General features: G+C 57.1%; 17 protein-coding genes. 8 read left to right on the top strand and 9 right to left on the bottom strand.

From position 1 onward, the window contains the following. Positions 1–62 precede the first annotated feature (62 nt). A complete protein-coding gene (locus tag ACLI4M_RS17695; RefSeq protein WP_133624011.1) occupies positions 63–1,823 on the top strand; it encodes an AAA family ATPase in 1,761 nt (586 codons plus the stop codon). 68 nt (positions 1,824–1,891) lie between these two features. Further along, entirely contained in the window at positions 1,892–2,410 is a 519-nt protein-coding gene (fabA, locus tag ACLI4M_RS17690) for a bifunctional 3-hydroxydecanoyl-ACP dehydratase/trans-2-decenoyl-ACP isomerase (RefSeq protein ID WP_048916498.1), read from the top strand. Between the two features lie 50 nt (positions 2,411–2,460). Here the strand turns inward: fabA and rmf are convergent, their stop codons facing one another. From rmf to ACLI4M_RS17655, 7 genes are all read right to left on the bottom strand, one after another. Further along, on the bottom strand, positions 2,461–2,628 hold the full coding sequence (gene rmf / locus ACLI4M_RS17685) for a ribosome modulation factor (protein ID WP_099754048.1): 168 nt from the start codon (positions 2,626–2,628) through the stop codon (positions 2,461–2,463). Positions 2,629–2,907: 279 nt separating this feature from the next. After that, positions 2,908–3,468, bottom strand: a complete 561-nt coding sequence (gene pqiC, locus ACLI4M_RS17680; protein ID WP_133624012.1) for a membrane integrity-associated transporter subunit PqiC — start codon at positions 3,466–3,468, stop codon at positions 2,908–2,910. Beyond that, the gene (pqiB, locus tag ACLI4M_RS17675) at positions 3,468–5,108 is read right to left on the bottom strand and encodes an intermembrane transport protein PqiB (protein WP_048916500.1); all 1,641 of its coding nucleotides are present in this window, start codon (positions 5,106–5,108) and stop codon (positions 3,468–3,470) included. Before pqiB ends, pqiC begins: the two co-directional genes overlap by 1 nt. Then, positions 5,095–6,369 carry a membrane integrity-associated transporter subunit PqiA gene (pqiA, locus tag ACLI4M_RS17670; RefSeq protein ID WP_048916501.1) on the bottom strand — a complete coding sequence of 425 codons (1,275 nt, stop codon included), beginning with the start codon at positions 6,367–6,369 and terminating at the stop codon, positions 5,095–5,097. Before pqiA ends, pqiB begins: the two co-directional genes overlap by 14 nt. A gap of 34 nt (positions 6,370–6,403) precedes the next feature. Next, positions 6,404–8,317: an ABC transporter ATP-binding protein gene (locus ACLI4M_RS17665; RefSeq protein ID WP_133624013.1), complete on the bottom strand. Its 1,914-nt coding sequence runs from the start codon at positions 8,315–8,317 to the stop codon at positions 6,404–6,406. 6 nt (positions 8,318–8,323) lie between these two features. Then, on the bottom strand, positions 8,324–10,234 hold the full coding sequence (gene rlmKL, locus ACLI4M_RS17660) for a bifunctional 23S rRNA (guanine(2069)-N(7))-methyltransferase RlmK/23S rRNA (guanine(2445)-N(2))-methyltransferase RlmL (protein ID WP_413449801.1): 1,911 nt from the start codon (positions 10,232–10,234) through the stop codon (positions 8,324–8,326). Beyond that, the gene (locus ACLI4M_RS17655) at positions 10,203–10,442 is read right to left on the bottom strand and encodes a hypothetical protein (RefSeq protein ID WP_413449800.1); all 240 of its coding nucleotides are present in this window, start codon (positions 10,440–10,442) and stop codon (positions 10,203–10,205) included. The genes rlmKL and ACLI4M_RS17655 overlap by 32 nt, the downstream gene beginning before the upstream one ends. Before the next feature lie 135 nt (positions 10,443–10,577). Here ACLI4M_RS17655 and ACLI4M_RS17650 point away from each other — a divergent pair, with 135 nt between their 5' ends. Next, positions 10,578–11,690 carry a YcbX family protein gene (locus tag ACLI4M_RS17650; protein ID WP_133624015.1) on the top strand — a complete coding sequence of 371 codons (1,113 nt, stop codon included), beginning with the start codon at positions 10,578–10,580 and terminating at the stop codon, positions 11,688–11,690. A gap of 23 nt (positions 11,691–11,713) precedes the next feature. Here ACLI4M_RS17650 and ACLI4M_RS17645 read toward each other — a convergent pair whose 3' ends face one another. Together ACLI4M_RS17645 and pyrD are read right to left on the bottom strand one after the other, a co-directional pair. Beyond that, the gene (locus tag ACLI4M_RS17645; protein WP_048916504.1) at positions 11,714–12,259 is read right to left on the bottom strand and encodes a cell division protein ZapC; all 546 of its coding nucleotides are present in this window, start codon (positions 12,257–12,259) and stop codon (positions 11,714–11,716) included. Positions 12,260–12,445: 186 nt separating this feature from the next. Continuing rightward, complete coding sequence (gene pyrD / locus ACLI4M_RS17640) at positions 12,446–13,456, bottom strand: quinone-dependent dihydroorotate dehydrogenase (protein ID WP_133624016.1); 1,011 nt, start codon at positions 13,454–13,456, stop codon at positions 12,446–12,448. A 258-nt stretch (positions 13,457–13,714) separates the two neighbouring features. Here pyrD and ssuE point away from each other — a divergent pair, with 258 nt between their 5' ends. The 5 genes from ssuE to ssuB are packed head-to-tail and all read left to right on the top strand — an operon-like array spanning position 13,715 to position 17,990. After that, on the top strand, positions 13,715–14,266 hold the full coding sequence (ssuE, locus tag ACLI4M_RS17635) for an NADPH-dependent FMN reductase (protein ID WP_048916506.1): 552 nt from the start codon (positions 13,715–13,717) through the stop codon (positions 14,264–14,266). A 14-nt stretch (positions 14,267–14,280) separates the two neighbouring features. Further along, the gene (locus ACLI4M_RS17630; RefSeq protein WP_133624017.1) at positions 14,281–15,240 is read left to right on the top strand and encodes a sulfonate ABC transporter substrate-binding protein; all 960 of its coding nucleotides are present in this window, start codon (positions 14,281–14,283) and stop codon (positions 15,238–15,240) included. A 15-nt stretch (positions 15,241–15,255) separates the two neighbouring features. Beyond that, positions 15,256–16,401, top strand: a complete 1,146-nt coding sequence (gene ssuD, locus ACLI4M_RS17625) for an FMNH2-dependent alkanesulfonate monooxygenase (protein ID WP_099754052.1) — start codon at positions 15,256–15,258, stop codon at positions 16,399–16,401. Between the two features lie 9 nt (positions 16,402–16,410). Further along, entirely contained in the window at positions 16,411–17,202 is a 792-nt protein-coding gene (gene ssuC, locus ACLI4M_RS17620; protein WP_048916509.1) for an aliphatic sulfonate ABC transporter permease SsuC, read from the top strand. Next, the gene (gene ssuB, locus ACLI4M_RS17615; RefSeq protein ID WP_048916510.1) at positions 17,199–17,990 is read left to right on the top strand and encodes an aliphatic sulfonates ABC transporter ATP-binding protein; all 792 of its coding nucleotides are present in this window, start codon (positions 17,199–17,201) and stop codon (positions 17,988–17,990) included. Before ssuC ends, ssuB begins: the two co-directional genes overlap by 4 nt. Positions 17,991–18,022 lie beyond the last annotated feature (32 nt).

Here is an 18,022-nt window from a genome sequence, read left to right as displayed (position 1 = left end):
GCTTAACAGGCTGAAATCTTGTATAATGCCGCTTTTATTCATTTCAGAAAAATACGATAACTTTGACCAACAATCGATTAGAGTGGCGCGCCCTACAGCCCGATACCGAACGCTTCCAGCATCTCCTCTCGCAGGCAGTTGCTGCCGACGCAGAGTGCTTTGCTACCGTACAGGCTCGCCTGTTTAATGGCCTCAGCTTATTGCTGCAAACCCCGGCAAAAGTGCCGCTGATGCTGGTCAAAAGTCCTGAAAGCGCTGAATACCTCACGCTGTTGCAGGATATCCTTACCTCAATGGCGGCTGACGATGGCGATGAATCTGCCCTTTACGGTGGCCACTATACGCTAAGTGGGAACTCCGTCAGCTGGCGCCCGGCCGAAAGGGCAGAGGATAACTTCGCCAGCGTGGGCGGCGTACATCAGGCTGAGTGGATTGAAACGGAACAGCTTTTTGGCTGCGTACGTCTGCATCAATCTGCCATCACTCTGACCCCAGGCCTGGTACATCGTGCCAACGGTGGCGTACTGATCCTCTCCTTGCGAACCTTGCTGGCTCAGCCGCTGATGTGGCTGCGCCTCAAGCAAATTATGGTGAATCAGCGCTTTGACTGGTACTCCCAGGATGAAACCCGCCCTCTGCCGCTCGATATCCTTGCGATGCCAATGCAGTTCCGTCTGGTACTGATTGGTGAGCGTGATGCGCTGGCTGACTTCCAGGAGATGGAACCCGACCTGGCTTCCCTGTCGCTCTACAGCGAGTTTGAGGACAATATCCAGCTGGTTGATGATGAAGACTTCAGCCACTGGATGCAGTGGGTGCTGAATATTGCTCAGAATCTGGGTTATGACGCGCCGGCGGCTGATTTCTGGCCAGTGCTGATCCGTGAAGCGGCCCGCTATACCGGCGATCAGGACACGCTGCCTCTTGACCCAATGTGGCTGAGCCGTCAGCTGCAGGATGCCGTTCAGTACAGTGATAACCTCAGCGTCAGCGCCGAAAATATGCAGGATGCGCTCAGCACGCGCGAATGGCGTGAAGGTTTCCTGGCTGAACGTATTCGTGACGAAATCCTGCTCGATCAGATCCTGATCGAGACCGAAGGCGAAATGATTGGCCAGATTAACGCCCTGTCGGTGATTGAATTCCCGGGGCATCCACGCGCCTTTGGTGAGCCGTCGCGTATCAGCTGCGTGGTGCACATTGGTGACGGTGAGTTCAATGACGTTGAGCGTAAAGCCGAACTGGGCGGCAATATTCATGCTAAGGGCATGATGATCATGCAGGCCTGGCTGATTGCTGAGCTGGAGCTGGAACAGCAGCTGCCCTTCTCCGCCTCGCTGGTCTTTGAGCAGTCTTACTCTGAAGTGGATGGTGACAGCGCCTCGCTGGCGGAGCTGTGCGCGCTGATTAGCTCCCTGGCTTCTCAGCCGATTAACCAGCAGCTGGCGGTGACCGGATCTGTCGATCAGTTTGGTCGCGTGCAGCCGGTGGGTGGACTGAACGAAAAAATTGAGGGCTTCTTCCACATCTGTAACCAGCGCACGCTGAGCGGCACTCAGGGGGTCATCATCCCGGCCGCTAACGTCCGTCATCTGTCGTTACAGCAGGAAGTGGTCGATGCCGTGCGTGACGGCAAATTCCACCTGTGGGCTGTCTCCAGCGTGGAAGAAGCGCTGCCGTTACTCACCGGCGTTGAATGGGATAAAGAGCAAGGCCCCTGCCTGCTTGGCACCATTCAGGAACGTATTGCCCAATTTAACCAGCAGGATATGCGCCATCGTCCATGGCCGCTGCGCTGGCTAAACTTGTTTAACCGTAGCTGATCGGACTTGTTCGGCGTACACGTGTAAGCTAGACTCCGTGATTCACTAAAATAAGGCTTATTGAGAATATGGTAGATAAACGCGATTCCTATACAAAAGAAGATTTGATTGCCTCCGGTCGCGGTGAACTGTTTGGCGCAGAAGGCCCGCCATTGCCTTCAGGCAACATGCTGATGATGGACCGCGTCGTTAAGATGAGCGAAGACGGCGGTAACTACGGTAAAGGTTTCGTTGAAGCTGAACTGGATATCAATCCGGACCTGTGGTTCTTCAGCTGTCATTTTATCGGCGACCCGGTAATGCCTGGCTGCCTCGGCCTGGATGCGATGTGGCAGCTGGTTGGCTTCTATCTCGGCTGGTTGGGCGCTGAAGGTAAGGGCCGCGCGTTGGGCGTGGGCGAAGTGAAATTCACCGGCCAGGTACTGCCGAGCGCGAAGAAAGTTTCCTACCGTATTCATTTCAAGCGCGTCATCAACCGTAAACTGGTGATGGGCGTGGCAGATGGTGAAGTGCTGGTTGATGGTCACGTAATCTATACCGCGACCGACCTGAAAGTGGGCCTGTTTAAAGACACCACGGCGTTCTAAAACGAAGACCTCCGCAGCAGCGGAGGTCTTTTCCCTATCGATAACAGGCGTTACGCGGTAACCGTCCTGTCCTCCATGGCTTGTCGCCAGCCTCCCAACCAGTGAGATCGAGCATCCAGCATCTGATACGGACACATCTCTTTAGAGCGTCCTGTGATGCCTGCGTGGTAACCTCGCGATTCTGCTCGTTCAAGGCGATCTCGTTTCTGTCTCTTCATGCCGCGTTTCCCTCATTCTAGTCTGATGGATTCTGGTGGAAAGAAAACAGTGGTCACAGTTTGCGCAACCACACATAAGTTCTACCGCGACTTTAAATAAAGATCAACGCGCAAATTTCACGCCAGTGTCATCATTTTGAATCAGACCGCGCGTGCTGTCTCGGTTAATCTGCCGCCCCGAGCGCCTCCAGCCTTTTGATTAACAATAAAAAAGCCCTTGATTGTGCAAAATTCTGAATCTGCAACAATCAAAGGCTTAGGCGGTTAGTAAATTTTTGCTTAAGGTTGGTGAATTACTGCATTAGCCACCTGCCCCGCCACCTGCTGCCATCCTTTAGCTAATGTTCTTACTAACGCATCGTAACCATCTTCGTTCTGCGCGAGGTCGAAGGCAAAAGGCTGCCTGGTCAGTTTGCCGTCGTGCTCCAGCGTCCATGCACCGCTCACCACCACGTGCCCATCATAGCGTCCGTGGAAACCCGTCACGCTGACATTCAGCGTATCGTGCTGCTCACCCATCGGCGTGGATGACACCAGCGCGCCAGGCAGGGCAGCACTCAGGTTACTGACCAGCGTTTGCTGCAGCTGCTGATCCAGCGGGCTGGCCCACTGATTGTTGGCGGCAATAACGAACTGCACATCGTTGCTTTGATATACCACACCGTTGCCCGCCAGATAATCGGGCACCGAAACATGTTCCACCCACACCGGGCGGGACACATTCTGACTGCTGGCCGCCACGGAACTGCCCGCTGCGGGCAGCTGGTAGTAGACGGTTTTCGGCGTGCCGCTACAGGCGCTCAGTGCCAGCGCCAGGGCTACGGGGATCCATTTCATCATTATTTCGCCCTCTTCGGCTGTGGGTCCTGGCCGGGTTTTGCTTCAAAGACCAGTGCATTACTCTTGCTGTTTAAGGTTTTCAGTACCGGCTGCAGCTCGCGCAGCACCTGGTCGAGACGCTGCATATCGCCGACCATCTTGCTGTAGGCTGGGGAACCCGGCTGGAAGCCTTTCATACTACGATTCAGCTCACGCAGCGTTTTCTGCATGTCTGCCGGCAGCTCCTGCATAGACTGGCTGGCGGTAATCTTGTTCAGATTATCCAGGGTTTTCTGCAGCTCTTTCAGCGTGCGCTGGCTCTCTTTCAGCGTACCGGTCGCTTCATTCAGCATCGGGTTCAGCGGCAGATTATTGATCTTATCCAGTGACTCCATCAGCTTCTGCTGGATCTGCGCCAGGCCACCGCTCACCGTTGGGATCAGCTCATAATCAGCAAAGCTTTTCGGTCCGGCATAAGGTTTAGCGTTGCTGTAGAAGTCGAGATCGATATACAGCGAGCCGGTCAGCAGGTTGGCTGATTTCAGGGAAGCACGCAGACCACGCCCAATGCCATCTTTCAGATGCTGCTCAAAGTTGAAATCGTTGCCCAGCTGTTTCTGGAAGCGATCGGGTTCAATGCGGATCAGCACCGGAATGCGATAATCATTGTTCAGACGCTGTGCAATGCCAGGCATGGTGAACGGAACTTCTGCCACGGTACCGAGACGAATGCCGCGGAACTCAACAGGCGCCCCCGGCTGCAGACCGCGGATGGAATCGCTGAAGAACAGCAGGAAGTCTTTGTGCGCGGTATACAGGGAATCCTGAATGCTGCGCTGGTCGTTGAACAGGCGATATTCCGCCTTATTCTCGGCCGGTTTACCCAGCTCCCAGCCGTCCGGGACGTCAAAGCTGACGCCGCCGCTAAATAGCGTGGTCAGCGAGCCCATTTCAACGCGCATGCCGGAAGCCGACATGTCCACCGCAATGCCACTGTCTTTCCAGAAGCGCACATTGCTGGTCACCAGACGATCGTAAGGCGCAGAGATAAACAGCTGATAGGTCATCATGCGCTTATCCGCGTCAAAGGCGCTGGTTTCCACCGTGCCCACCTGGTAGCCACGGAACAGCACCGGATCGCCCGCATTGAGCTGCCCGGCTTTTTCACTGTCGAGCGTAATACGAATGCCTTTGGCATCCAGCGGCGCCAGAGGCGGTGCGTCCAGCAGCTTATATTGCTCCGTTTTTTCCCCTTTTGAACCGGGTTGCAGCTCGATATAGGCTCCGGACAACAGCGTACCTAATCCTGTTACGCCTTCACGGCCAATGGCTGGCTTTACCACCCAAAATGCGCTGTCTTCGCGCAGCAGTTTTTCCATGCCGGAATTAAGGCGTGCTTTGATCTCCACGTGGTGAAGATCGTCAGTCAGCACGGCGCTTTCGACGATCCCGACGTTAACGCTGCGGCTTTTGATGGTGGTTTTACCGCCCTCAATCCCCTCGGCATTGGTGGTAATCAGCGTCACCTCCGGTCCCTGATGACTAAAGTGATAAAACAGGATCCACGCCCCAATCAGCACGGTAACAATGGGGATGATCCACACCGGTGACCAGCGCTTAATCTGCTCCACCTTGGCGGTATTGTAATTATTGTCCGTCACTTGCAGGCTCCTCAGTACTCTTTTCTCTTACCCGATCCCAGGTGAGACGGGGATCAAACGTCAAGGCGGCAAACATCGTCAGGATCACCACCAGCGCGAACAGCAGTGCGCCAATCGCGGGGTAGATACTCATTAACCTTCCCATGCGCACCAGCGCTGACAGCACGGCGATAACAAATACGTCAATCATCGACCAGCGCCCGACAAACTCCACCACTTCATAAATCTTGTGCATTCTTTCGCTGTCCTGCCGGTTGCTGCCGCGCCCGTTGGCATCCCAGCACAGCCAGCCGATAGCGATCATCTTCAGCGAAGGCACCATAATACTGGCAATAAAAATCACCAGCGCAATCGGCCAGGAGCCATCACTCCACAACAGCACCACCCCGGCCATGATCGTTGAGGTCATTTTGCTGCCGAGCGCCTCGGTCACCATAATCGGCATCAGATTAGCGGGGATATAGAGCAGGATGGAGGTAAACAGCAGCGCCAGCGTCCACTGCAGGCTGTCCTTGCGGCGGGCGTGCCCCTTACTGCCGCAGCGCGGGCAGATCAGCGTATCGCTGCTCAGCACCGCGGTGCAGCAGCGGCAGGAGCGCAGCCCCTGACGCAGGCCGCTGACGCCCGCCAGCGGCTTAGCTGGCAGTGCAGGAAGCGGAGCCACGCGCGCCCACAGCGTGCGGCGATCGGTACACTGGAAAGCGCGCAGCTGCAGCAGACAGAACAGGCACCACGGCACAAAGCTGGTGCCGATGCCAATATCGCCATAGGCCATCAGCTTGACGAAACTGACCAATACGCCCGCGAGGAAAATCTCCGCCATGCCCCAGGTTTTTAACTGGAACAGCACGCGTGCCATCAGCTGCTTAAGCGGCGACGGCATGCGCACCCGGTTGACCAGCAGCAGGATCACCACCATACAAATGGCAGGTACGCCCTGCACAAACAGCAGAAACAACGTCGCAAGGCTGCTGTAGTCGTCAGAAACCATCACGCTGGGTATTTGCGGTAGCGTAATCTCGCTGCTCAGCCCGGCAACCTGCATATTGATAAAGGGAAACAAATTTGCCAGCAGCAGCATCAGCAGCGCCGCCAGCGCATAGGCGGTGGGCCGCTTGCGCGGCTCATCCCAGTTAGACTGAAGCGTGGTGTGACAACGTGGGCAGCTTGCCTTGCTGCCCGGCCCGATAGCGGGCAACTGCGTCATCAGGTCACACTGCGGACAAAGCATCCAGTGATGCGCGTGGTGCGACGAACACATACTTCACCCTCTGTGGTGGGGAAAAACGGCCGTATCAGCCGCCGTTTTGTAACGATTCCAGATATTCCCAGCGCTCGAACGCCACTTCCAGCTCCTGCTCCGCCTGAGCCAGCGCGTCCAGAACCGGCTGAGTCACCTCACGCGGCTGGGTGAAGAAGTCGCCGTCGGCAACCTGCGCCTGGTACGCCTCGAGACGGGCTTCCAGCGCTTCCATTTGTTTCGGCAGCTGTTCCAGCTCTCGTTGCAAATTGTAGCTCAGCTTAGCGGCAGGTCTTTTTGCTGCTTCACTTTTTGCGCTCTCCTGACGTGGCTGCGCGCTGGCAGGTTTGGCGCTGGCGCGATTCTGCTTAAACGCTTTGCGCTGCAGTTGCGCATCGTGATAGCCGCCCACAAAGGCGCCGATTTCGCCGTTGCCTTCAAAGATCCAGCACTCGGTCACGGTGTTGTCGACGAACTGACGATCGTGGCTGACCAGCAGAACCGTGCCCTGATAACCGTCAACCAGCTCTTCCAGCAGCTCAAGCGTTTCCACATCAAGGTCGTTGGTCGGTTCATCGAGGATCAGCAGGTTGCTTGGCTTGAGGAACAGGCGCGCCAGCAGCAGGCGGTTACGCTCACCGCCGGACAGCGCACGCACCGGGGTCATCGCACGTTTTGGATGGAACAGGAACTCCTGCAGGTAGCCCAGCACGTGGCGTGGCTTACCGTTAACCATCACTTCCTGCTTACCTTCGGCGAGGTTGTCCATCACCGTGCGGTCCGGGTCCAGCTCGGCGCGGTGCTGGTCGAAGTAGGCGACTTCCAGCTTAGTCCCGATATGAACGCGGCCGCTGTCCGCTTTCAGCTGGTCGAGCATCAGTTTCAGCAGCGTGGTTTTACCGCAGCCGTTAGAGCCGATCAGCGCGATTTTATCGCCGCGCTGAACCTGGCGGGAGAAGTCACGCACCAGCTGTTTGCCGGCAACGGAATAGTTGACGTTTTCCAGCTCAAAGACAATCTTGCCGGAGCGCGAAGCCTCTTCCACCTGCATGTTGGCTTTGCCCATCACTTCACGGCGGTCGGAACGCTCGCGGCGCAGGGCTTTTAGCGCACGAACGCGCCCTTCATTGCGCGTGCGGCGGGCTTTGATGCCCTGACGGATCCACACCTCTTCCTGTGCAAGCTTGCGGTCGAATTCGGCGTTCTGCATCTCTTCGACGCGCAGCGCTTCCTCTTTGCTGGTGAGGTAGAGGTCGTAGTCGCCCGGCCAGGAGACCAGCTTGCCACGGTCAAGGTCGACAATGCGCGTTGCCATATTGCGGATAAAGGAGCGGTCGTGCGAGATAAAGATAATGCTGCCCTGGAAGGTTTTCAGGAAGCCTTCCAGCCAGTCAATGGTCTCAATATCAAGGTGGTTGGTTGGCTCATCGAGCATCAGCACTTTCGGATTGCTGACCAGCGCACGGCCCAGCGCGGCTTTACGCAGCCAACCGCCGGAGAGTGAAGAGAGCTGCGCTTCGCCGTCCAGACCGATCTGCTGCAGCACATCGTGAATGCGGCTTTCCAGCTGCCACAGGTTCTGGTGATCCAGAATCCCCTGCAGGCGCGCCATCTCATTGAGATTTTTATCGCTCGGATCTTCCATCACTTTGTGCGAGATCGCGTGATAGGCCTTCAGATGTTCTGCCTGCTCTTCCACGCCTTCGGCGACGAAGTCATACACAGAACCCTGCACGTTGCGCGGCGGATCCTGCTGCAGGCGCGCCACCACCAGGTCCTGCTCATAGATAATACGCCCGTCATCCAGCGGCTGTTCGCGGTTGATGATCTTCATCAGGGTCGATTTACCCGCCCCGTTACGGCCAACCAGACAGACACGCTCGTTTTCTTCGATGTGCAGTTCAGTGTTATCCAACAACGGCGCGTCGCTGAATGAGAGGTAAGCGCCATGAATACTGATTAGTGACATAAAAACTTATTCCTTACCGGCGTGAGTAATCAGCCAGCAGTTGTGAATTTGACGGTTACGGGCGAAATCCTGAGACTGGGTTTTCGCAGTGATTTCGGTTGCAGCCAGACCCAGTGCTTCGAGTCCGGCGAGATCCATTTTGAAACCGCGCTTATTGTTCGAGAACATCACGGTGCCACCTTTGCGCAGAATACGCTTCAGATCTTTCATCAGATCGAGGTGATCGCGCTGCACATCGAAGCTCTCTTCCATACGTTTGGAGTTGGAGAACGTGGGTGGATCGATAAAGATCAGGTCGAACTGTTCATCGGCATCGCGCAGCCAGCTCAGGCAGTCTGCCTGCATCAGGCGATGCTGACGGCCGGAAAGCCCGTTCAGGCGCATGTTGCGCTCCGCCCACTCCAGATAAGTGCGGGACATATCAATGGTCGTGGTGCTGCGTGCGCCGCCCAGACCGGCGTGCACGCTGGCGCTGCCGGTGTAGGCGAAGAGGTTCAGGAAGTCTTTGCCCTTGCTCATCTGGCCCAGCATTTTACGCGCAATACGGTGATCGAGGAACAGGCCGGTATCGAGATAATCCGTCAGATTAACCCAAAGTTTGGCGTTAAATTCGCCCACTTCGAAGAAATCGCCCTTTTCGCCCAGCTTCTGGTACTGGCTTTTCCCTTTCTGCTTCTCGCGGGTTTTCAGCACCAGCCGGTTGGCCGGCAGTTCCATCACGCTGAGCGTGGCAGAAATCACATCGAACAGACGCTGACGCGCTTTGCCCGGATCGATGGTTTTTGGCGGTGCGTACTCCTGCACCACCACCCAGTCGCCGTAGCGGTCGACAGCGACATTATAGTCTGGCAGATCGGCATCATAAACGCGGTAGCACTCGATCCCTTCCTGGCGCGCCCACTTATCGAGCTTCTTGAGGTTTTTGCGCAGGCGGTTGGCGTAATCATCCGCCAGCTGCCCGGCCGCAGCACCCGTCGGGTTCTCTGCCAGCTGGTAGTTTTTCTGCACGCAGTCCAGCGGACCGTTTTTCGCTTTGAACTGGCGATCGGCACGCAGCTGCAGGCAGCTCAGCAGTTCCGGCGAGGCGCTGAACAGCGACAGGTTCCAGCCGCCAAAGTGCGTCTTCATCAGGCGCCCGAGCTGGCCGTGCAGGGCAATCAGCGCCGGTTCGCTGTCCAGCCGTTCACCGTAAGGGGGGTTACTCAGCACGGTGCCGGTGCTGCCCTGTCCCAGCGGATTGGTCAGCTTCAGCACATCCTGGGTAGTAAACTCGATCAGCTCCGAAAGCCCGGCGTTACGGGCGTTGGCACGCGCACGTTCGATCACGCGCGAATCGTTGTCGTAACCGTAAAAGCGTGACGTGGTGGCCTGCACGCCTTTGGCCGCGCGCTCGTGGGCATCGCGCGTCACATCGCTCCACAGCGGCTGGTTAAACTGACTCCAGCCGGTAAAGCCCCAGTGCTTACGCTGTAATCCCGGCGCACGATCGCAGGCGATCATCGCCGCTTCAATCAGCAACGTGCCGGAACCGCACATCGGGTCAACCATCGCCGTACCCGCCTGCCAGCCGGAACGCACCACGATAGCCGCTGCCAGGCTCTCTTTCAGCGGTGCCTGGCCGGTCTGCTGGCGATAGCCGCGCTGATGCAGGCCCTCACCGCTAAGATCCAGCGCAATGCTGGCGGTGTCTTTATTCAGCCAGACGTTGACGCGGATGTCCGGCTGCTCGCGATCGACATTCGGGCGCGGCAGATTTTTACGCGTAAAGCTGTCGACGATGGCGTCTTTTACTTTTAGCGCGCCGTACTGGCTGTTGCGGATCACCTCGTTCAGGCCGCTGAAGTGCACGGCGAAGGTTTTATCGCTGCCGAACATCGCCGGCCAGTCAATGGCCTGCACGCCGAGGTAGAGATCCAGGTCGCTGTAAACGCCGCATTCGGTTAATGGCAGCAGAATACGCGAAGCCAGAACGGCTCCACATCAGACTCTGGTACATCAGACGATCGTCGCCCTGGTAATGTACGCCGCCCTGGACTACCTGGCAGCTTTGCGCTCCCAGGGCTTCCAGTTCACTTTTTAACAGCTCTTCGAGCCCACGCGCCGTACTGGCAAACAGAGAATTCATAGCGTCACTTATCGTCATCAGAAAATTGCTGCGCATTATAGCTAATCATGGCGGCATGTCATAAAGTTAGCTTCTTTTGCGGCAGAAACCCTGCAAATAGCAGGGAGGGTCGGCCCGGCGCGAGGGAGAATCGCCATGATCAGTTTGTCACGTCTGTTTGTTCATCCGGTTAAATCAATGCGCGGCATGCAGGTTTCCCACGCTCAGGCACTGGCCTCCGGGCTGGCATTTGACCGTATTTTTATGATCACCGATACGGATGGCACCTTTATTACTGCCCGCCAGTATCCGGAGATGGTGCTGTTTACTCCGGCACTTATCGTTGACGGCCTGCATCTCAGCGCCGCGGATGGCAGCAGCGCCAGCGTGCGTTTTGCTGATTTCCATAACGATCCGCAAGCTACCGAAGTCTGGGGCAATCAGTTTACCGCGTTAATTGCTCCGGACAGCATCAATCAGTGGCTGAGCGGCTTTTTTCCGCGCCCGGTGCAGCTGCGCTGGGTCGGTCCGGAGATGACGCGCCGGGTGAAACGCTTTGAGCGGGTCCCGCTCGGTTTTGCCGATGGTTTTCCTTTTTTGCTGGTGAATGAAGCCTCGCTGCACGATCTGCAGCAGCGCTGCCCGGCAGGGGTAAGAATGGAGCAGTTTCGCCCAAATCTGGTGGTCAGCGGCGCCAGCGCATGGGCGGAAGACGGCTGGGCATCGCTAAAAATCGGCGAGATTATCTTTGATGTGCCCAAGCCGTGCAGCCGCTGCGTGTTCACCACCGTCAGCCCACAGCACGGGCGTAAACATCCAACCGGACAGCCACTGGCCACCCTGCAAACCTTCCGCAGCGCGCTGGACGGTAGCGGTGACATCGATTTTGGCCTCAACCTGATTGCCCGCAACAGCGGCGTCATGCGCGCGGGCGATGCCGTGGAAATTTTAAGCACGCATACCCCGCGAGCCTACGGTGCGGGTGACGTCACCGAAACCCTGGATGTTGCCCGCAAGGCTGCGCAGCCGGTGGCGATCAGCTGGCAGGGTCAGCATTTTACCGGCAATAATCAGCAGGTGTTACTGGAACAGCTGGAAATGCAGGGGATCAAAGTGCCTTATTCCTGTCGTGCCGGGATCTGCGGCAGCTGCCGGGTCACGCTGGTCAGTGGAGAAGTTCAGGCAATGAAGCAGGGCGCGGAGCGCAAAGAGGACGGGACGGTGCTGAGCTGTAGCTGCATCCCATCCGGCGATCTGGTCTTGCGTTAGATGAGATTAACCTGCGCGGGGAGTTATACCGCGCGGGCGAAATTGATATCGTCGTTGTTAACCTGAGGCAGCAAGCGGTCATGCATGATTTTAATCGCATCACCCAGCACCATACCACGACCGGCTACCGTCAGCTGCGGCTGTGCCACCAGGCATAGTGCGGCACTGTCACCCGACTCGACCACCAGCAAACTGCCCTGCTCACCGCTTTCAGACACCTTCACGCACACCAGTTCACCCTCTGCCGGGCGCCAGCTTCCCTGAGGATGAGTATCAAAATGCCAGCTTTTCGGCATCAAAGGCTTAAGGAAACGCGTGGCGACCAGCGCGTTTAGCACCAGCTCAGCGCGCTGATCGGCATTCAGCCCACAGTGGCGGCAGCGTTCATCAAAGGTGAAAAACAGCGCGGCATCGTCAACACAAAAACCAGAAACATCAAAGGCATCAGGCGTTAACATCTTGCGTGGGAAACGCGAACGGAACAGCATACCATCAGCCAGATCGAGCATCATCCGGTCATGTTCTGCGTCAAAAAACCAACGCCAGTTATCGTCTGGTTTTATCCTCATGATGGTTCCTGTATTAATACTTAGTAACATACGGCCGGGGCGTTTAATAACACTTCCGGAAATCAGAACGCGCTTTTAAGCACCCTGCGCACTCTGCTAAAAACTGAATAATCAGTGAACAGAACAAAATATAAACGAGCCTGCGGCGAAAATAAAGCCCCAGGCTTATTAATGGGCAGAAATGTCTTAGATATTGCTCACAATTTCCTTTATCAAAGGCGGACCTTTGTAAATAAAGCCGGAATATATTTGCACCAGTGAGGCGCCTGCCGCCATTTTTTCCCGCGCCGAGACCAGTGAATCAATACCTCCCACGCCAATAATCGGGATGCGCCCCTGCAGCTCACTGGCAAGGCGGCGGATAATTTCCGTGCTGCGCGACTGTACCGGACGGCCGCTTAAGCCCCCAGCTTCATCCGCGTGCTTCAGCCCTTTTACCAGCTCGCGATCGAGCGTGGTATTGGTGGCAATCACGCCGTCAATATTGTGACGCAGTAAACTCTCCGCCACCTGGATCAATTCCTCTTCAGAAAGATCCGGTGCGATCTTTACCGCCACGGGAACATATTTATGGTGGATCTGCTGAAGATCATTCTGACGGGTTTTAATCGCCGCCAGCAAATCATCCAGCGCTTCGCCATATTGTAAAGATCGCAGTCCCGGGGTGTTAGGGGAGGAAATATTGATGGCGATATAACCGGCGTATGGATAGATTTTATCCATGCAGATTAAATAATCCTCTTTGCCCTGCTCGACCGGGGTGTCTTTATTTTTGCCAATATTAATGCCGAGGATGCCGTCAAAGTGGGCCTTTTTGACATTTTCCACCAGGTTATCAACGCCCAGATTATTAAAGCCCATGCGGTTAATGATCCCCTCCGCTTCAACCACGCGGAACATACGCGGCTTGTCATTACCCGGCTGCGGGCGCGGCGTTACCGTACCGATCTCAATGAAGCCAAATCCCATGGCACCAAAGGCATCAATGCATTCGCCGTTCTTATCCAGCCCTGCGGCCAGGCCCAGCGGGTTCTTAAATGTCAGCCCCATACAGGTAACGGGCTTAAAGGGAAGAGACTGGCGGATCAGGCCGGTAAAAGGGGTGCCGGAAAGGCGGATCAGCTGCTGCAAGGTCAGGTCATGCGCACGCTCAGGATCGAGCTGAAACAGCGCCTTACGAACGAAAGGGTAATACATGGTCACTCCTGAGGTCCCGATGGAAAATCGGGGTCGTATTATCCGGGTTTAGCGGCGTAAAGGGAAATGACCTGGCGCAAAAGCCGCTAAATAAATGACGATTATTTTAGCGCGTGCTCATCCCTGCCACCGCTATATGTCAAAAACAGCATAAATTTGCCGGATAAATCATTTAAGCCACATAGCGCGCTCTGTCAGGATGAGCCTATCGGTTCTTGAATTTGGTTAATCAATAACTTTTGGTTATAAGGAGAGGTTATGCGCGTTATTACTCTGGCTGGTAGTCCCCGTTTTCCTTCACGCTCCACCGCACTGCTGACCCTCTGCCAGCAGGCATTGGAAAAACGCGGCGTCGAGGTTATTCCGTGGAATCTGCATAATTTCCATCCTGAAGATCTGCTTTACGCACGCTTTGACTCCCCTGCCCTGCTGGCATTAAAGGAAGACCTGGAGTCTGCGGATGGATTTATTGTCGCCACGCCGGTGTATAAGGCGTCATTCTCCGGCGCGCTGAAAACGCTGCTCGACCTGTTACCGGAGCGCGCGCTGGAACATAAAGTTGTGCTGCCACTGGCAACTGGCGGTACCGTCGCCCATCTGCTGGCGGTCGACTACGCGCTGAAACCGGTGCTGAACGCGCTAAAAGCGCAGGAAGTGCTGCACGGCGTGTTCGCGGATGACACCCAGATTACCCATTATGACCGCCAGCCTGAGCTGTCGCCGCTGCTGGCGGAGCGCCTTGCCGAAGCGGTGGATACCTTCTGGCATGCGCTGGCCCGACGCCATCAGCCGCTGGCCGCTGCGGTTTAATCAGGGAGAGAAAGATGACGCTGTTTTCACGGATACTCGCCACCGTTATCGCCGCCGGGCTGATCTCATCCAGCGCGCTGGCGGCGGAAAGCAAGGATGCCCCTGCACAGGTGCGCATCGGCTATCAGAAAGGGTCAGTCAGTATGGTGCTGGCAAAGTCCCACCAGCTGCTGGAAAAGCGTTTTCCACATACGCAAATAAAGTGGGTTGAGTTCCCTGCCGGGCCGCAGATGCTGGAAGCATTAAACGTCAACAGCATCGACCTCGGTAGCACCGGTGATATTCCGCCAATTTTTGCCCAGGCTGCCGGGGCGGATCTGCTGTACGTCGGTTCCGAACCGCCAAAGCCGAAATCTGAAGTGATTCTGGTACGCGAAAACAGCCCGCTAAACACCGTTGCCGACCTGAAGGGGCATAAAGTTGCCTTCCAGAAAGGTTCCAGCTCACACAATTTGCTGCTGCGCGCACTGAAAGAAGCAGGGCTTGGATTTAACGATATCCAGCCTGCCTTTCTGACGCCTGCCGATGCACGTGCTGCGTTCCAGCAGGGGGATGTTGATGCCTGGGCTATCTGGGACCCCTACTATTCAGCAGCGATCCAGCAGGGCGGCGTGCGCGTGCTGAAAGATGGCAGCACGCTGAATCTTACCGGTTCGTTCTATTTAGCTACCCGTCCGTTTACCGAGAAAAACGGCGCATTTCTGCAACAGGTGCTCGACACCTTTAGCCAGGCCGATGCGCTGACCCGCAGCCAGCGCGAGCAGAGCGTGGCGCTGCTGGCAACGGCGATGGGCCTGCCAAAGACGGTTATCGCCACCTATTTTGACCATCGCCCACCTACCGCGATCGGTCTGGTGAGTGACAAAACCGCCGCTGCCCAGCAGGCGACCGCCGACCTGTTTTACAGCAGCCATTTAATGCCGGTTAAAGTCGATATTTCCAGCCGCATCTGGCATGGCCCGACAGCCCACTGATTGAGGAGCAACGCAATGAGCCTTTCCGTTTTCTGGTTTCTTCCCACTCATGGTGATGGGAAATATTTAGGCACCGACGAAGGTGCGCGCCCGGTGGATCACGCCTATCTGCAGCAGATCGCTCAGGCTGCCGACCGCCTGGGTTTTGGCGGGGTGCTGATCCCGACCGGCCGCAGCTGTGAAGATGCCTGGCTGGTTGCCGCTTCGCTGATCCCGGTGACGCAGCGTCTGCGTTTCCTCGTGGCGCTGCGCCCTGGCGTCATCTCACCCACTCAGGCCGCCCGCCAGGCCGCTACGCTGGATCGTCTCTCCAACGGCCGTGCGCTGTTTAATCTGGTCACCGGCGGCGATGCCGAAGAGCTGGCGGGCGACGGCGTGTTTCTTGACCACCGCGAGCGCTATGAAGAGTCCGCCGAGTTTACCCGCGTCTGGCGCCGGGTACTGGAAGGTGAAACGGTCGATTACGAAGGAAAACATGTACATGTGCGCGGGGCGCGGCTAATGTTTAAGCCGGTTCAGCAGCCGCGACCGCCGCTGTGGTTTGGCGGTTCGTCAGAGGTGGCGCAGGATCTGGCCGCCGAGCAGGTTGATGTCTACCTCACCTGGGGTGAACCCCCTGCGCAGGTCAAAGAAAAAATTGAGCAGGTGCGCGCCAAAGCTGCGGCGCAGGGGCGCAAAGTGCGCTTCGGCATCCGTCTGCATGTGATTGTGCGTGAAAGCAACGAAGAGGCGTGGCAGGCAGCGGACCGTCTGATCTCTCATCTGGATGATGCCACCATTGCCAAAGCCCAGGCGGCGCTGGCGAAAACGGATTCGGTCGGCCAGCAGCGCATGGCGGCCCTGCACGGCGGTAAGCGCGATCGGCTGGAAATCAGCCCCAACCTGTGGGCAGGCGTTGGCCTGGTGCGCGGCGGTGCAGGTACGGCGCTGGTCGGTGACGGCCCGACCGTTGCGGCCAGGATGCAGGAGTATGCCGACCTCGGCATTGAAACCTTTATACTTTCCGGCTATCCGCATCTGGAAGAAGCGTATCGCGTTGGCGAACTGCTGTTCCCGCACCTCGATCTTGAGGTGCCAGAGGTACCGCAGCCGCGCGTGATTAAGGCGCACGGTGAAGCCGTTGCCCATGATTTCGCCCCGCAAAAAGTCTCACAGAGTTAGAGGTGGTGTATGAGTAGAGCGGTAAAACGTATTGGCAATGGCCTGCTGCCTTGGGCGCTGCCGATCCTGCTGGTGGTGGTGTGGCAGATTGCATCGACGGTCGGCTGGCTGTCGACGCGTATCCTGCCGTCGCCGGAATCGATCGTGGTCACTTTCTGGAATTTATCCGCCAGCGGTGAGCTGTGGCAGCATCTGGCGATAAGCAGCTGGCGTGCGGCGATTGGCTTCAGCATCGGCGGCTCAATCGGCCTGGTGCTGGGATTGATCACCGGCATGTCGAAGCTGGGTGAGCGCCTGCTGGATACCTCGGTGCAGATGCTGCGAAACGTGCCGCACCTGGCGCTGATCCCACTGGTGATTTTGTGGTTCGGCATTGATGAGTCCGCCAAAATCTTCCTGGTGGCATTAGGGACTCTGTTTCCCATCTACCTCAACACCTATCACGGCATTCGTAATATTGACCGCGGGCTGGTGGAAATGGCGCGCAGCTACGGCCTTTCCGGCTGGAGCCTGTTTATTCAGGTGGTGCTGCCCGGTGCCCTGCCCTCCATTATGGTCGGCGTGCGCTTTGCGCTGGGTCTGATGTGGCTGACGCTGATCGTGGCAGAAACCATTTCGGCCAACTCTGGCATTGGCTACCTGGCGATGAACGCTCGCGAGTTCCTGCAAACGGATGTGGTGGTGGTAGCGATTATTCTTTACGCCCTGTTGGGTAAACTGGCGGACGTCAGCGCGCAGCTGCTGGAACGTATCTGGCTGCGCTGGCACCCGGCGTATCAACTGAAAGAGGAAAACGCATGAGCGAGTTAACGCCGTCTCCGGCGCGTCTCAATGCCGGTACGCCGCTGGTGATCAACGGCGTCAGCAAGCAGTACAACAATCGTACGGTGCTGAATAATATCGACCTGCACATCCCGTCCGGCCAGTTTGTGGCGGTGGTGGGCCGCAGCGGCTGCGGCAAAAGCACCCTGCTGCGGCTGCTGGCCGGGCTGGAAAAAAGCAGCAGCGGCGAACTGCTGGCGGGCAGCGCACCGCTTAATGAAGCGCGCGAAGATATCCGCCTGATGTTCCAGGATGACCGCCTGCTGCCGTGGAAAAGCGTGATTGATAACGTTGGCCTGGGTTTGAAAGGCAAAGCCTGGAAGGAGCAGGCGCTGGCCGCACTGGATGCGGTTGGCCTGGCTGACCGGGCGAAAGAGTGGCCTGCGGCGTTATCCGGCGGCCAGAAACAGCGCGTGGCGCTGGCGCGTGCGCTGATCCACCGCCCCGGCCTGCTGCTGCTGGATGAACCTCTCGGCGCGCTGGATGCCTTAACCCGTATTGAAATGCAGGATCTGATTGAGTCACTGTGGCAGCAGCATCACTTTACCGTGCTGCTGGTGACGCATGACGTCAGTGAAGCGGTAGCGATGGCCGACCGCGTGCTGCTGATTGAAGAAGGCAATATCGGGCTGGACCTGCTGGTTGACCTGCCGCGCCCGCGCCGTAAAGGTTCGGTCAGGCTGGCAGAGCTGGAAGCGGAAGTGCTGGACCGGGTGATGAAGCGCAAGCCGCTGGCGGAAGCCGAAAAGCAGTATGCCCAGCGCTGATAACGCGCTGGCAGAGTGAAAACGGGTTCTCA

Origin of the sequence: Erwinia sp. LJJL01 (genome assembly GCF_047300805.2) — a bacterium.
GTDB lineage: Bacteria > Pseudomonadota > Gammaproteobacteria > Enterobacterales > Enterobacteriaceae > Erwinia > Erwinia aphidicola.
This window is presented reverse-complemented; position numbering and strand designations above follow the sequence as displayed.

What these genes read in the sequence shown, in the direction of transcription:
- fabA (WP_048916498.1), top strand. Translation starts at nt 1,892, where the DNA reads ATGGTAGATAAACGCGATTCCTATACAAAAGAAGATTTGATTGCCTCC.
- rmf (WP_099754048.1), bottom strand. Translation starts at nt 2,628, where the DNA reads ATGAAGAGACAGAAACGAGATCGCCTTGAACGAGCAGAATCGCGAGGT.
- pqiC (WP_133624012.1), bottom strand. Translation starts at nt 3,468, where the DNA reads ATGATGAAATGGATCCCCGTAGCCCTGGCGCTGGCACTGAGCGCCTGT.
- pqiA (WP_048916501.1), bottom strand. Translation starts at nt 6,369, where the DNA reads ATGTGTTCGTCGCACCACGCGCATCACTGGATGCTTTGTCCGCAGTGT.
- ACLI4M_RS17665 (WP_133624013.1), bottom strand. Translation starts at nt 8,317, where the DNA reads ATGTCACTAATCAGTATTCATGGCGCTTACCTCTCATTCAGCGACGCG.
- ACLI4M_RS17655 (WP_413449800.1), bottom strand. Translation starts at nt 10,442, where the DNA reads ATGAATTCTCTGTTTGCCAGTACGGCGCGTGGGCTCGAAGAGCTGTTA.
- ACLI4M_RS17650 (WP_133624015.1), top strand. Translation starts at nt 10,578, where the DNA reads ATGATCAGTTTGTCACGTCTGTTTGTTCATCCGGTTAAATCAATGCGC.
- ACLI4M_RS17645 (WP_048916504.1), bottom strand. Translation starts at nt 12,259, where the DNA reads ATGAGGATAAAACCAGACGATAACTGGCGTTGGTTTTTTGACGCAGAA.
- pyrD (WP_133624016.1), bottom strand. Translation starts at nt 13,456, where the DNA reads ATGTATTACCCTTTCGTTCGTAAGGCGCTGTTTCAGCTCGATCCTGAG.
- ssuE (WP_048916506.1), top strand. Translation starts at nt 13,715, where the DNA reads ATGCGCGTTATTACTCTGGCTGGTAGTCCCCGTTTTCCTTCACGCTCC.
- ACLI4M_RS17630 (WP_133624017.1), top strand. Translation starts at nt 14,281, where the DNA reads ATGACGCTGTTTTCACGGATACTCGCCACCGTTATCGCCGCCGGGCTG.
- ssuD (WP_099754052.1), top strand. Translation starts at nt 15,256, where the DNA reads ATGAGCCTTTCCGTTTTCTGGTTTCTTCCCACTCATGGTGATGGGAAA.
- ssuC (WP_048916509.1), top strand. Translation starts at nt 16,411, where the DNA reads ATGAGTAGAGCGGTAAAACGTATTGGCAATGGCCTGCTGCCTTGGGCG.
- ssuB (WP_048916510.1), top strand. Translation starts at nt 17,199, where the DNA reads ATGAGCGAGTTAACGCCGTCTCCGGCGCGTCTCAATGCCGGTACGCCG.